Genomic DNA, 12889 nt, shown 5'->3' with positions numbered 1-12889 from the left:
GTGCCCGCAGCCGATTGGGGTATACCTGCCTCGGACCCTGTCGCTCAAGCCCCGTCGATCATCGGCAGCGGCGGCGGGCTCGCGTCGTCGTCGGCGTGGCGCCAGGCCGTGAGCGGGCCGGCGACCCATTTTTCCAGCACGCGCATCTGCTCGCCAGGAAGATCGTCGCCGATTGCCTTGAGGATGGCGCGGGCGCCTTCGCAGAACCCCTCGCGATAAGCCTGCGCCTTGCGGCTCACATTGCTTCCGTTCATGCTCTCGCTCATCAGCAGGGTCCCGGTGACTGATCCATCGCGTCAGCATGGCAAGCGACAGGCGGCACCGAGCGTTCCCGTTCGCTTGAAACGAGCCGATCCGCGATGCCGTCTAATGCGATGGCGCTGTCGCCGCGGCCTTCAAGGCTGCGGCGATGCGCGTGATCAGCGCGTCGCCGGCATCGATCCTGGCGGCGCGCTGCAGGGCTGTATGGATCATGCCATCCATGCGCAACGTTTCGACCGTCACACCTGCCGCCTCGAGGCGCCTGCCATAGGCCTCGCCTTCGTCGCGCAGCGGATCGTAGCCGTTGGTGACGAGAAGGGCAGGGCAGAGGCCCGCCAAATCGTCGGCGAGAAGCGGCGATACGTCGGGACGGCTGCGGTCTGTCCCGCCGAGGTAGAGATCGAGGCTGCGATAGAGTTCGTCGATGCGGATGACAATCCCGTCGAATTGTCGCCTGGAGGCATGCAGGCCGCCTTCTCGCAGATCGGTGTTCGGGTACAGCAGCACCTGCAGCGCCAGGCGCAAGCCGCCGTCTCGTGCGGACCGCGCGAGGACGGTGGCGAGGAGGCCGCCCGCACTGTCGCCGCCGACGGCGATCCGGGTTCGTTCGGCGCCAAGGCTGGCATCTTCGAAGAGACTGCGGAGCGCCGCGGCGCAATCATCGGGCGCCGCAGGAAACGGATGCTCCGGCGCCAGCCGATAGTCGATGGCGGCGATCTGCCAGCCCGAGCGCAGCGCCAGCCAGCGCAGCGGAATATCGTATCCGTCGAGCGAGCCGCCGACGAAGCCGCCGCCATGGATGAACAGGAGCGTCGGCCAGGGGCCATGCTCCGTTGGACGATAGAGCCGCAGGCCGAGCGCGCCGGTACCCGTCGACACCGCTCGATCGACGGATGGCGCCAACGGCACGGGTCCTTGCATCGCCACCACTGCGTCGAGCTGCCTACGATAGTCGTCGAGCCAAATGCGATCGTCCGAGGGCATCGGCCTGGCGTCGGCCTGCATCGCGTCGACGACGGATTTGGCCTGCGGATCCATCATCGCCTGTGTCCCTGTGTCTCGGCAGGCAACAATCACCCGCCCGGCGTGTTCCCAAATCTTTCGCACGCAAGGACCAGGCATGGATTACGGCATCAAGGGCAAGACGGCGGTTGTGACGGGCGCCGACTCGGGGATGGGCTTTATGACGGCCCGCATGCTTCTGGACGAAGGCGTCAAGGTCGTCATCGCCGACCAGTACCAGGACCAGATCGACAAGGCTGCTGCGGAGCTCAGCGCCTTTGGCGATGTCTTTCCTGTCGTGGTCGATGTCACCGACGCGGCTTCCGTCGACGCCTTGCGCGATGCCGCCGTCGCGAGGCTGGGCGCCGTCGACTTCCTGGTGAATGCTGCCGGCGTCACCGGCGCGACGGGCGACTTTCACACCATCAACGATGCCGGCTGGCTCGACACGCTTCAGGTTCTTTTGATGGGAACGGTTCGAGTGGTCCGTGCCTTCGTCCCCGCAATGGTCGAGCGCAAGGCCGGCCGTATCATCCTGTTCGGGTCGGAAGACGCCGAGCAGCCCTATGCCGACGAACTTCCCTACTGTGCCGCCAAGGCCGGAATCCTCAATCTGGCAAAAGGTTTGTCAAAAACCTATTCCAAGCATGGCGTTCTGGTGAATTCCGTAAGTCCGGCCTACATAGCGACGCCGATGACGGACGCGATGATGGAGAAGCGCGCGAAGACGAACGGCACGAGTTTCGACGAAGCGATCAAGTCCTTTCTGAAGGAAGAGCGTCCGACTCTCGAATTGCAGCGCCGTGGGCGCCCGGAGGAGGTCGCCTCGCTTGTCGTGTTCCTCTGTTCGAAGCACGCGACCTTTATCAACGGCGCAAACATGCGTGTCGACGGCGGGTCGGTTGCAACTGTGTGAGGCGCGGTAGGTCATCGCGGGCACCGACACGATACCACCCGGGTGTACCGCGCGAATGGCCTCCCCAAGAATCCTATGATTTCAAAAATCTGATCGGACACCGAGACCGTGACAGCCGCCTCAAATTGACGCGACCGTCCCGCGCGCGCCCGTCCGGAGGTAACCCGGATTGAACTCGGCCAAAGCCTTGAGGCCTGCCGCATCGAGGATCGTCAGCGTCTTCCCGCGCAGGACGATCAGGCCTTGCTGGCGGAGGACCTGCAGGGTGCGATTGACGTGGACATAGGACAGGCCGAGCGTGTCGCCGAGATCGAACTGCGTCAGCGGCAACCGAAAGCTGTTGTCCTCGACGAGGCCGACGGCCTGCATGCGTGTCGAGAGTTCGCAGAACAGATGCGCGATCCGCTCCTCGGCAGAGCGCCGCCCGATGTTCATCAGCCACTCGCGCAGTGTTGCCTCATCGACGAGCGCCGAGATGTGCAGGGCCTCGGCCACCGCCGGCCGGCCCTGCTTCACCTGACGCAGCGTCTCGCGCGACACCTTGGCAATACGGCAGGCCGACAGCGTGCCGAAGCAATGATCCATAATCTGTGGCGCGACATCGACATCGCAAAAGTCGCCGGGCACGAGATAGGCGGTGATCTGGCGCGCACCGTCCGATCGCAGTTTGAAGCTGCAGGCTAAGCCTTCGACGACGACAAAGATGCCTTCCAAGGCATCACCCGCTTGCGCGAGAAGTATGCCGGCTTCATGGGTTTCGCCGCCGGTGCTGATCTCTTCCAGCACGAGCCGGTCCGACGGCGACAGCGGCGCAAAGTGATCGAGCTTCCGGACCCATGGACTCATCCATGCTCCTTGGGTTGCACGATCGATCGGGATGGCGGACGGGTAGCTCACCACGATAGGACCTGCATCGAAGCTTGCGACTTAGGCGCCCTTTCACGCTCGATCGCCAACTCGGCCGTCGCTGGCAACGTGGCAGCTTCGGGCGGTTGCCAGGTTCGGGGGCGCGGGCTGAACTGCATCGTCACGATAGCACACTTGGAGTTGAGCAACCTTGGCATAAGATTCCGAAACAGTCTGACGCCGTTCGAACGCGCCCCAGCTGAGCCCTTTCGATCAATTGCGGTCACGTTCGACTCCTATAGGCGCTTAACACGACTTCAGCAATGAAAGGGTCTCACGCCCGTCGTGGAATATAGTGGCGCAAGACGTAGATCAGAAAACTGGCAATAGTGTAGCTTGCGGTTGTCTATAAGAGAAAAGTTGGGGATTGCCCTCCGGGCGGTGCGGGGCGGCATCCGCGACGATGATCCCGGCGCAGAGGCGGACGTAAGCCAGTCCGGGCCGCCGTCGTCACGACGAGCGGCCCAGAGGCGCGGTCGCTAGGCGGCTTGCTTTGCGTCGACGTTAAGCGTTTCCGCCAGCTTGGTCAGAAGCTCGTCGGTCTTCTTTTCTTCCTGCAGCGTCGCGTCGAGAAGCTTTGCGGCATCGGGGAGACCGAGCTGCGTCGCCCAGGTCTTCAGCATGCCGTAACGCGCGATCTCGTAGTGCTCGATCGCCTGCGCGCATCCGATAAGAACGGCGTCGGCGGCAGCGGTCGCGCCGAAATCTTCAAGATCCTCTTCCATCTCGGACGTGATGCCTTGCATGGCTTCGCAGGTTTTCGCCCGAGCCGGCTTGCCGATCAGTTCGAAAACCTGGGTCAGACGTTCGACTTGCACGGCGCTTTCTTCCTGGTGCTTTTCGAAAGCCTGCTTCAGCTCCGGGGCCTTAGCCGCCTTGGCAGATTTCTTCAGCGCCTTCACCGACTGCTTTTCGGCGTAATAGACGTCCTTCAGGGTCTCGTAGAAAGCGTCATGCAGCGTCTTTTCCTTGGTCGCCATCTTTATCCTCCCTTGCAGCGATTCATCTGAAGCGCCTGCGCCTTCAACGTCGAAGCACAAAAATGGCCTCATAGGTTCGAGCAATTTTTTTATGTCGAACCGGTGATATGAAACGGCGTCAGTTGCGCGGACGCGCGACTGCGATGAAGGTCTCGAACGGCTGCACGAAGAGCGCGAGATCATCTGCCGAAAGGCTGAAACCATCGGGGTCGTCTGAGATCACCTGTCCGAGCTGGCTGGCGTGACAAGCGAGCGCTTTACGCTTGGTGGCGAGGTCATCGCCAATGGCGAGACGCATGACGGATTCTTCATAAGCGCTTTGTGGCGTATCGATCGTCCACGACCATACAGGGTATGCGTATAGGCGCGGCGGCACCGCAAGGCCCACGAGGCTGCACAAGGCCAAGCTGAAGGCCGCCTTGTGGTCGCGGTGCGGATCGTCGATCCATGTCACGAAGACGGCGCCGGCGTCCGTCTCGATGATCCGCCTCTGAAGCGCTTGAGCCAGGGCATCGGCCGCCTCGCCGTCCGCCGGGAGCCGGCTGTCTTCCTCGGCCCAGAAGCGAACACAGCCCGCATCGACTCCAAGGTGCGCCACGGCCTTCAGCGCTTCGGCCTGACGCAGCGCCGCCAAGCGGACGCGATCGAAGGTTTTGGACGTATGCGATCGCGATCCATCGGTGAGGAACTCGATCGCGATCGGAATGCCGGCGCGGACGGCCTGGCAGATCAGGCCGCCGCAGCCGATGGTCTCGTCGTCGGCGTGCGGCGCCAGGATCAGGATCGGACGATCGCCGATCAGCCCGTCGAGACCGGTCACCGGGGCATCGCGCCACCGCGTGTGCGTCATTTCAGGTCGATTCGTCACGTATCGCCTCTCTTTCGGCCTCTTCGTCTCGGGCGGTGGAACGGCTAAGCCCCGCGCTGGTTGCAGACGTGTGACACATACCCCCGCTGCTTCCCCGACATCGTTCAAACAGCATCACCCGCTGATCGAGCGGGCGCGCGCCGTTGCGGCTCTGGCCGTGAAAAACGATAGTCTCGATCGCGATGGCGCCTTCCCTCATGCGGAAGTCGTCGAGCTGCGCAAGCTCGGGCTTCTGCATGCGCCATTCTCGGCGGCATGCGGCGGCTGCGATCTGGCGTCGCCACCGAGCGACCCGATGCTTCTGTTCGATGTGCTCTCGGTCATCGGACAAGGCAGTCTCCCGCTCGGCCGTCTTTACGAAGGCCATGTCAATGCCGTGAAGCTCGTTCGCCTGTACGGCTCGGCGGCGAACGTCGCGCTGTTGCAGGCCGAGGCCGATGCCGGGCGCCTGACGGGCGTGTGGATGGCCGAGGACGCCGTGTCCTTGAGTTTGGCGGGCGACGCTGCCGCGCCGGTTCTCATCGGTCGAAAAATTCTCGCCTCCGGTGCAGGCCATATCCAGCGCCCCCTCGTCGCAGCCAAAACCGCCGGCGAAAATCAACTGATGCTGCCGCATGTCCCCGATATGGGCCGCGTCGACGTCTCGGCCTGGACAGCCACCGGCATGAAGGCCACGGCGACCGGAAGCGTCGATTTTACCGGCATTTCCGTCACTCCGGACGCCATCGTCGGACGCCCCGGCGACTATATGCGCTCGCCCTATTTTCGCGGTGGCGCCTGGCGCGTCATGGCCGTGCAGTTTGGCGGCCTGCGGGCGCTGCTCGAAAGCTACCGCAGCCAGCTTGTCGAAAGCGGCCGTGACGGCGATCGCGTGCAGCGGGCACGTTTCGGCGACGCCGCGGCATCGGTCGAAACCGCCAGGCTCTGGGTGTCGGAAGCGTGCCGTCGCGCCGAGGACGAGGACGGCGATCCCGCGGCGATCGACGCTTACGTGGACTTGATGCGCGGCGCTTTCGAGCGCGCCGCCCTCACGCTCGTCGAACGCGCCGAGAAGTCTCTTGGACTTAAAGCTTTCATGCATCCGAACCCGGTCGAGCGGATCGTCCGCGATCTGACGACCTACCTCCGCCAACCGGCGCTCGATGCGTCTCTGGAATCGGCGGGAGCCTTTTTCTTCCATCAGGGCACCGAGGGCCCGTAAGCGTGAGCGTGCTGTGACCGGGACTCTGGATAGTTGTGCTTGGAAGATCGTTGTCGCGATTCCAGTAAAAAACGAAGCGGACCGTATCGCCGCGTGTCTCATGGCTCTCTCGGATCAGGAGAGCCTCGGCGCAACTTTCCGGCTGCCGTTCGACGTTCTGCTTTTCGTCAACAACTCGGATGACGGGACAGCCGAGATTGCCGCTTCGCTGGCCGAAGCGCTGCGATTTCGGCTGACGATCGTCACCGCGACCTTGCCGCCGCAGGACGCCAGTGCCGGCGGCGCACGACGCCATGCCATGGAAGCTGCGGCCCGGTGCCTCGAAGAGCAGGGTGGCCCGGGGTTGTTGCTGACCACGGATGCGGATTCACGGGTCCCACCGGACTGGGTCGCCAACACCATCGCAGCCATCGATGCCGGAGCCGACGCGGTAGCCGGAACGTTGGCGCTCGATCCCGATGACGAAGCAGCCCTGCCGGCGAGCCTGAAGGCGCGCGGCGCTTTGGAAGGCCGCTACGAAGCCCTGGTTTGCGAGCTGGAGACGTGGCTGGATCCGCAGCCCCATGATCCGTGGCCCCGACACCCGACGGAGTCGGGCGCGTCCTTCGCCCTGACGCTGGCGAGCTTCCGCGCCGTCGGCGGCGTCCCGAATAAGGCGCTTGGGGAGGATCGCGCGCTGGCTCGGGCCTTGCGGTCAGGCGGTTTCCGCATCCGCCATGCGCCCGAGGTCAAGGTGATCACCTCGGGTCGGCTTATCGGCCGCGCCGAAGGCGGGTGCGCCGACACGATGCGTCTGCGCATCGAAGAGCCGCGCGCGCGGTGCGATACGTATCTGAGGCCGGCATTCGACATTCTGCGGCAGCCGAGACAGTCCGATCGCGGCAAGAGCCGACCGGTCGGACCCGACGAACTCCCGGCTCAGATCCTGGCTGCGCGCACCATTCTTCGCGCTCTCAAGGCTGGTGCGGCGATCCGCACGTCGACATCGACGATAAGGGCGAAACTGCTGACCGCACTCACCGCCCCCTCGGCGACACTCGACCCGCGGCTCACGATCTCCCCATTGGACCCGAAGGCCGAGACCGTCGCGCCGAGCTGAGACAAAAAGTCAGGCGACCCGGTTGGCCCGGGTCGCGCCGCGGTTGCCGATCGGTTGGTCCCGACCGGTCGTGGTATCCTTGGCGGTCTGCAGCTCCATCTCTGCATTGAGCTGCGCGCCGACCAAAATGACCGTCGTCGACAGCCAGATCCAGGTCATGAAGCCGACCACCGCGCCGAGCGAGCCGTAGGTCTTGTTGTAGTTACCGAAGTGAGTGACGTACCAGGAGAAGCCTATGGATAGCCCGATCCACGTCAGCGCGGCGAAGGCGCTGCCCCAGCTTATCCAGCGCCACTTCGCGGCCTCACGGCTCGGGCCGAGGCGATAGAGCACGGCAAGGAACAGAGCGAGGAGAACTAGCACCGCCGGCCATCTCGCGACACGCACGAGCAAATCCGTCGAGCCTTCCAGACCGACAAAATTCAAGACGATGGGCAGCACCACGACCGCCGCCATGACGATCAGCAAAAAGACGAGGGCGCCCGCGGTAAAACCGAGAGTCACGGCGGTCAGCTTGATGAAGCCGCGTTTCTCTTTTTCGTCATAGACATTGTTCAAGGCGCTGAAGACGGCCTTGCTGCCCTGATTCGCGCTCCACAAGGCCGTCGCAAGACCCAGAATGGCGCCGAAGCCGAGACTGCTCGCGGGGTTTTGTGTCAGCCGCTGAACCTGTTCCTTGATGATGTCCATGCCGCCGCCGGGCAGGAAGCCTGACGCCGTATCGAGGTGCTCTCCGATGGTCTTCGGATCGGCGACCAACCCGTAGAGCGAGATCAAGGCGGCGATCGCGGGGAAGATGGCGAGCAGGGCGTAAAACGTCACGCCGGCTGCCTCGGCCATGAGTTCGTTCTCGGAAAACATCGTGGCGGTGCGTTTGGCGATGTCCCACCAGCCGCGTGGCGGGATCTCGGCCGGGGTGTCAGCGCCGCGGCCCTGCTCCATCGGCGCGGCGCTAGGTGCCGGCCCGGTCGCCGTCGGTGCGCGGCCCTTGACCGACACGGCGATCGGCCTTTGCGTTGCGCCAGCGGCGCGGCGATAGGATGCCCGGACCGAAGCGGCCAAAGCAAATGCCGCGATGAACGCGGCCAGCGTCGAGGGTCGCTTCGATGCCATCAGCGCGGCAACTTTCGCGCCCGACGTGAATCCCTGCGCATCATCGAGCCGGTCAGCGTCAAAGCGGCTGCCCCGATAATCACGCCGGCGATCGGACTATGCTTGGCGAAGCGCCCATAAGTCGCGAGCCAATGCGAGACACGATCGCGCGGCCGGGCCATGACCTCGGTGAAGAGGTGCTTGGGCTGAAGGTTGTCCTTCAACTGATCCAGCGTCGCGGCGAGGTCGGCGCGCGCCTGCTCGACTTCCGCTTCCGCCGACGCCGCGGTCTCGACCAAATCGCTCATCGTGCGCCCTTCACCAATTCGGAATTTTCCTGCATCTGCCGGATCGTGCGGCTCGGCTTGAGTTTTGAGGCCGACAAGCTGCGCAGGGCGACGACAATCGCGATGGCCGCAAGAACGGCGATCCCGCCGCCGACGGCGAAATTGGCGACCGACACGGCCAAGCCGAAGCCGACGAGAAGCGCGACGACGCCCTGAAGAAGGAAGATCATCGCAACGATCAAAAAGACCGCGGCGACGACGATGCCGACAATGGCCTTGATCGCGATCGAAATCTTGTCGCTGATCTCGATGCGGACCAGCTGAATTTCAGCGGCGACGAGACGCGAGGTCTGGGACAGTGCCTCGCCCAATAGGCTAGCCGTCGAGGGCCGCGCCATATCCGTATCGCTCATGCTGTATCTCACGGTTGCTTCGAACGGGATGCAAGATCCCGCATGCGCTCGCGCAGGCGCGCGGGACCTGCAGAGCTAGCGCGCAAAAGCCGCAACAGTTCCGCCGCAATTCAAAAAAGCGTGGCGTTCGACGGGTCTCGGGAACGCACGAAGCGGAAGCATGCGGTCTCAGCCCGAGGGGTCGCCGGCCTCGATCGAAGGCGGGGTGACGCAGCCGATGCGGGTTGCCAGAAAACAGGCGCTGGGGCCGTTGGCATGATCGGGATCGAGCATCGTTTCCTCGACGGCGAAGCCCCAGTATTGCAGGGCCTGCACGATGGCGTCGTGGCCGATCCAGATCGAATCCTTGGACACGCCGCCACAGAAGGCGGTCTTCGTTTGCGCCCCGACGTAGCTGCGCAAATGGTAGCTGCAGGTAAAGCCGTCGACGACGCGCTCCGTCGTCTTACCGGTGAAGGCGCCAAGCCGGATGTCTCCGGGCGGCATGTAGGTGTCATGCATGAAGTGCGTCCACAGGAAGATGCGGTTGGTGCGCTTCGTCATGTTGTGCAGCGCGGCCAGTGGATCGTTGAAGTGATAGAGGACGCCACTGGCGACGATCAGATCGAAGGGCGCGTCGGATCCGGCCAACCACGTCTCGATTTCGCCGAATTGCAGTTCGAGGCGGTTGAGCCCGAAGATTTCCTTGACGAACAGCGTCTTGGTGAAATTAAGGGTGTTGGCCTCGACGGCCTCGACCGCGTCGGCGCCTGCCGCCAGCAGCATGTAGCTGTGGCCCCCTTCGAAAGGGCCGAGTTCCGCAACCCGCATGGATGCGAGACTTCCCCCGCAACGTTCGATCAGCCAGGTGATCCGCGCATCGTGGAACAGCGGGATGACGCCCCCAGACACGCAGGAGGCGTCGGGAAAGCCCGAGATCCACCGACCCTTGAAGATGTCCGCAATGTTCTGCTTCGACGGTGCCGAGGCGACATATTGCTCGTTGATCACCACCATGTTTTCCGACGGCTTGAACGCGCGGAGAAAATCGAGCCAGCCGCGCTTCAGGCGCGGCACCCCGGCGTTACGTCGGCTCATGGCGCCGCCATCCGGTGCCGCGTAGAGGCGTCTCCTGCCACCGTCGTTTCAGGTCTCAAAACTGATCCTCGTTCCCAGCACGTGTTCGATTGCCGCCGAGTTCTAGCCGAAGTCGTCCCACCGCGCGAGCCACCGCGCGAGGCATGTTGAACCCTGGACTCGTCGCATGACGCCATGGCTCGCTCGGGCCTTGAAGCCGGCAGGAGGCGCCGATAAGCATGGCGTCACCTTCACTGCTGGGAGCACCGGGTCTTGGATATCAAAAACCTTGCGATCGATGGGGTTAAGCTCATCACGCCGCGGCAGTTCGCCGACAGCCGCGGATATTTCGTCGAGACCTATAACCAGAAATCGATTGCGGCCGCCGAGATCACGACCACGTTCGTGCAGGACAACCAGTCCCTCTCGACCCGTCGCGGGACGATCCGCGGCCTGCATTTCCAACTGGCGCCCGAACCGCAGGCCAAGCTGGTGCGGGTGCTGGCCGGCTCGGTTTATGACGTTGCGGTGGACCTGCGGTCGGGCAGCCCAACCTACGGACAATGGTGCGGGGCGACGCTGACGGCCGCCGCTGGCGAACAGCTGTTCATCCCCGTCGGCTTCGCCCACGGGTTTTGTACGCTCGAAGACGACACGATGGTGGCCTACAAGGTCGACGGGTTTTACGCGAAGGCCTGCGAGTCGGGGCTGCGCTGGGACGATCCAGACATCGCGATTGACTGGCCCGTCGAGGTCTCGACCGTGCAGGTCTCCGAGAAGGATGCGGTTTTGCCGCGGCTTCGCGACGCAGCCACGCCGTTCCGCTTTCGCTGACGCCATCTGCCTGAGATACCGAAGCTCTTTCGGTGATTTGATCGAGGCCGGCAGCAAAACACGCGCAACAGCCTTGCCTCGGCGCTTTTTTCTGGCAATCACGGCAGGTGCCGATGAGCGCCGTCAGACGCTACGGCGTTGGGAGATGAAATCATGACCGCGCGCGCCGACATCCCGGGCACCGCCTTGCCGGCTCAGCCGGCGCTGCAAGATCAGACCGTCATGGCGGTACTCGTGGCGCTCAGCCTGTCGCACCTCATCAACGATACCGTGCAGTCGCTGGTGCCGTCGGTCTACCCGATCCTGAAAGACTCGTTTCATCTCGATTTCGGGCAGATCGGGCTGATCACCCTGGCGTTTCAGCTGACGGCTTCGTTCCTCCAGCCGGTGGTCGGTTTCGTCACCGACAAGAAGCCGAGCCCCTATTCGCTTGCCGTCGGCATGGCGTTTTCGCTCTGCGGCCTGATCCTGCTGTCGCGTGCGCCGAGTTTCGGCGTCATTCTGGTCTCGGCAGCGCTGATCGGCATCGGGTCCTCCGTATTCCATCCGGAGGCGTCGCGCATCGCGCGGGCGGCGTCGGGCGGCCGATTCGGCTTCGCGCAATCGCTGTTCCAGGTCGGTGGCTATGCCGGAGGGGCGATCGGGCCGTTGCTTGCCGCCTTCATCGTGGTGCCGCAGGGCCAGCACTCGATCGCCTGGTTCTCCGCCATCGCCTTCGTCGGCATCGTGGTGCTGGCAACGGTCGGGCATTGGTATAGCGGCCATCTTGCAATGCGGCGCGGGACGCCGCGCAAGGTGGCGGCGGTCTCGACGCTGTCGCGCAAGACCGTGGTTTGGACCATCGTCGTCCTGCTGCTGCTGATCTTCTCGAAGTTCGTCTACATGGCGAGCCTGTCGAGCTACTTCACTTTCTACCTCATCCAGAAGTTCGGCGTGTCGGTGCAGACGGCGCAGATCTTTCTCTTCGCCTTTCTCGGCGCGACCGCCGTCGGCACGTTTTTCGGCGGCCCGATCGGCGATCGCATCGGCCGGCGCGCGGTGATCTGGGGGTCGATCCTGGGCGTGCTGCCGTTGACCCTGGCGATGCCCTACTTGAACCTGCCGATGACGGGCGCTTGCGCGGTGCTGATCGGCCTGGTGCTGTCGTCGGCGTTCCCGGCCATCATCGTTTTCGCGCAGGAGCTGCTACCTGGGCGCATCGGGACGGTGACGGGACTGTTCTTCGGCTTTGCCTTCGGTATGGGCGGCCTCGGGGCGGCGGGGCTCGGCGAACTCGCCGACCTGACGAGCATCACCACTGTCTACAAGATCACGGCGTTCTTGCCGCTGATCGGGCTGCTGGCGTGGTACCTGCCCAAGCTCGAAGGCGATCGGGCGAAGTAGGCGTTTTCCACGATGTCATCCCGGCCGAAGCGCAGCGAAGGGCGGGACTTACGAACACCAGGTCTGAGACATGAGCGCCAGATGCAGCCTGTCCTGCATCCACGGTTTCATGGGCCCCGGGCTCGCCTTTGGCGCCCCGGGCTTGCCTTTGGCGCCCCGGGGTGACAGAGCGCCGGCTCTAAAAATCTTCCGGCATGCTGCGGTAATAGCCGTGCTGCTGGCGCTCGCGCGGGGCTGCGAGATAGGCGATCAGGCCCTTGCTGGTCGTCACCGTCCAGCCGGCGCCATGGCGCTCGATCGACTTGACGACGCCGGCGCCAGGGATGGCGACGCCCGGGACGACTTCCATCGGACCGCGCTTGCTCTCGATGACGGCAACGCCGTCATAGACCTCGCGCACGACCCATTCCGCGATGACCGGCGGCTTCTTCGACGCGTCGCCTTCCAGCACGGCCTTGTCGAGGGCAGCCTTCTTGGCGGCATCGGGACCGTCCGTCACGGTCGGGGTTGCTTTGGCGACCATCGGCTTTGCCGGCGGCAGCGCGACGGGGATCGCTTTTACCGTCGCGGTGGGAGCGATCGACGCGGTCG

Annotated in this window: 14 protein-coding genes and 1 pseudogene; 5 read left to right on the top strand and 10 right to left on the bottom strand. The window is 64.1% G+C overall.

Going from position 1 to position 12889, the window contains the following annotated elements; translation table 11 throughout:
* Positions 1-44: 44 nt before the first annotated feature.
* Together GSQ79_RS11345 and GSQ79_RS11340 are read right to left on the bottom strand one after the other, a co-directional pair.
* Positions 45-266, bottom strand: a complete 222-nt coding sequence (locus GSQ79_RS11345; RefSeq protein ID WP_158808826.1) for a hypothetical protein — start codon at positions 264-266, stop codon at positions 45-47.
* Positions 267-366: 100 nt separating this feature from the next.
* Positions 367-1302, bottom strand: coding sequence for an alpha/beta hydrolase (locus GSQ79_RS11340; RefSeq protein WP_158808825.1), 936 nt, complete (start codon positions 1300-1302; stop codon positions 367-369).
* A 79-nt stretch (positions 1303-1381) separates the two neighbouring features.
* On the opposite strand from GSQ79_RS11340, the gene GSQ79_RS11335 reads away from it, so the two are divergent.
* Positions 1382-2179, top strand: coding sequence for an SDR family NAD(P)-dependent oxidoreductase (locus GSQ79_RS11335; protein WP_158808824.1), 798 nt, complete (start codon positions 1382-1384; stop codon positions 2177-2179).
* Between the two features lie 120 nt (positions 2180-2299).
* Here GSQ79_RS11335 and GSQ79_RS11330 read toward each other — a convergent pair whose 3' ends face one another.
* From GSQ79_RS11330 to GSQ79_RS11320, 3 genes are all read right to left on the bottom strand, one after another.
* Positions 2300-3025 (bottom strand): Crp/Fnr family transcriptional regulator, encoded by a 726-nt coding sequence (locus tag GSQ79_RS11330; RefSeq protein WP_158808823.1) that lies wholly within the window; start codon positions 3023-3025, stop codon positions 2300-2302.
* Between the two features lie 539 nt (positions 3026-3564).
* Positions 3565-4065: a ferritin-like domain-containing protein gene (locus GSQ79_RS11325; RefSeq protein WP_158808822.1), complete on the bottom strand. Its 501-nt coding sequence runs from the start codon at positions 4063-4065 to the stop codon at positions 3565-3567.
* 118 nt (positions 4066-4183) lie between these two features.
* A complete protein-coding gene (locus GSQ79_RS11320; RefSeq protein ID WP_158808821.1) occupies positions 4184-4933 on the bottom strand; it encodes a PIG-L deacetylase family protein in 750 nt (249 codons plus the stop codon).
* Between the two features lie 70 nt (positions 4934-5003).
* On the opposite strand from GSQ79_RS11320, the gene GSQ79_RS11315 reads away from it, so the two are divergent.
* Together GSQ79_RS11315 and GSQ79_RS11310 are read left to right on the top strand one after the other, a co-directional pair.
* Complete coding sequence (locus GSQ79_RS11315; RefSeq protein WP_158808820.1) at positions 5004-6134, top strand: acyl-CoA dehydrogenase family protein; 1131 nt, start codon at positions 5004-5006, stop codon at positions 6132-6134.
* Positions 6135-6147: 13 nt separating this feature from the next.
* The gene (locus tag GSQ79_RS11310; RefSeq protein WP_256379016.1) at positions 6148-7233 is read left to right on the top strand and encodes a glycosyltransferase family 2 protein; all 1086 of its coding nucleotides are present in this window, start codon (positions 6148-6150) and stop codon (positions 7231-7233) included.
* A 9-nt stretch (positions 7234-7242) separates the two neighbouring features.
* Here the strand turns inward: GSQ79_RS11310 and GSQ79_RS11305 are convergent, their stop codons facing one another.
* The 4 genes from GSQ79_RS11305 to GSQ79_RS11290 all read right to left on the bottom strand — a co-directional run bounded on the left by GSQ79_RS11305 (position 7243) and on the right by GSQ79_RS11290 (position 10102).
* Positions 7243-8346, bottom strand: coding sequence for a YihY/virulence factor BrkB family protein (locus GSQ79_RS11305; RefSeq protein WP_158808818.1), 1104 nt, complete (start codon positions 8344-8346; stop codon positions 7243-7245).
* Positions 8346-8633 carry a DUF3618 domain-containing protein gene (locus GSQ79_RS11300; protein WP_158808817.1) on the bottom strand — a complete coding sequence of 96 codons (288 nt, stop codon included), beginning with the start codon at positions 8631-8633 and terminating at the stop codon, positions 8346-8348. Before GSQ79_RS11300 ends, GSQ79_RS11305 begins: the two co-directional genes overlap by 1 nt.
* Entirely contained in the window at positions 8630-9025 is a 396-nt protein-coding gene (locus GSQ79_RS11295) for a phage holin family protein (protein ID WP_158808816.1), read from the bottom strand. The genes GSQ79_RS11300 and GSQ79_RS11295 overlap by 4 nt, the downstream gene beginning before the upstream one ends.
* Before the next feature lie 168 nt (positions 9026-9193).
* Positions 9194-10102 (bottom strand): bifunctional 2-polyprenyl-6-hydroxyphenol methylase/3-demethylubiquinol 3-O-methyltransferase UbiG, encoded by a 909-nt coding sequence (locus GSQ79_RS11290; RefSeq protein WP_158808815.1) that lies wholly within the window; start codon positions 10100-10102, stop codon positions 9194-9196.
* Between the two features lie 252 nt (positions 10103-10354).
* On the opposite strand from GSQ79_RS11290, the gene rfbC reads away from it, so the two are divergent.
* A complete protein-coding gene (rfbC, locus tag GSQ79_RS11285) occupies positions 10355-10915 on the top strand; it encodes a dTDP-4-dehydrorhamnose 3,5-epimerase (RefSeq protein WP_158808814.1) in 561 nt (186 codons plus the stop codon).
* 222 nt (positions 10916-11137) lie between these two features.
* Positions 11138-12298, top strand: coding sequence for an MFS transporter (locus GSQ79_RS11280; protein WP_246725274.1), 1161 nt, complete (start codon positions 11138-11140; stop codon positions 12296-12298).
* Positions 12299-12476: 178 nt separating this feature from the next.
* Here the strand turns inward: GSQ79_RS11280 and GSQ79_RS11275 are convergent.
* Positions 12477-12889, bottom strand: a pseudogene (locus GSQ79_RS11275) (hypothetical protein); the annotation flags it as partial.

The organism is Beijerinckia sp. L45 (genome assembly GCF_009765775.1).
GTDB lineage: Bacteria > Pseudomonadota > Alphaproteobacteria > Rhizobiales > Beijerinckiaceae > RH-AL1.
Note: the sequence above shows the minus strand (reverse complement) of the source record. Positions and strands in the feature narration are given on the sequence as shown.

What these genes read in the sequence shown, in the direction of transcription:
- GSQ79_RS11345 (WP_158808826.1), bottom strand. Translation starts at nt 266, where the DNA reads ATGAGCGAGAGCATGAACGGAAGCAATGTGAGCCGCAAGGCGCAGGCT.
- GSQ79_RS11340 (WP_158808825.1), bottom strand. Translation starts at nt 1,302, where the DNA reads ATGATGGATCCGCAGGCCAAATCCGTCGTCGACGCGATGCAGGCCGAC.
- GSQ79_RS11335 (WP_158808824.1), top strand. Translation starts at nt 1,382, where the DNA reads ATGGATTACGGCATCAAGGGCAAGACGGCGGTTGTGACGGGCGCCGAC.
- GSQ79_RS11330 (WP_158808823.1), bottom strand. Translation starts at nt 3,025, where the DNA reads ATGAGTCCATGGGTCCGGAAGCTCGATCACTTTGCGCCGCTGTCGCCG.
- GSQ79_RS11325 (WP_158808822.1), bottom strand. Translation starts at nt 4,065, where the DNA reads ATGGCGACCAAGGAAAAGACGCTGCATGACGCTTTCTACGAGACCCTG.
- GSQ79_RS11305 (WP_158808818.1), bottom strand. Translation starts at nt 8,346, where the DNA reads ATGGCATCGAAGCGACCCTCGACGCTGGCCGCGTTCATCGCGGCATTT.
- GSQ79_RS11300 (WP_158808817.1), bottom strand. Translation starts at nt 8,633, where the DNA reads ATGAGCGATTTGGTCGAGACCGCGGCGTCGGCGGAAGCGGAAGTCGAG.
- GSQ79_RS11295 (WP_158808816.1), bottom strand. Translation starts at nt 9,025, where the DNA reads ATGAGCGATACGGATATGGCGCGGCCCTCGACGGCTAGCCTATTGGGC.
- GSQ79_RS11290 (WP_158808815.1), bottom strand. Translation starts at nt 10,102, where the DNA reads ATGAGCCGACGTAACGCCGGGGTGCCGCGCCTGAAGCGCGGCTGGCTC.
- GSQ79_RS11280 (WP_246725274.1), top strand. Translation starts at nt 11,138, where the DNA reads ATGGCGGTACTCGTGGCGCTCAGCCTGTCGCACCTCATCAACGATACC.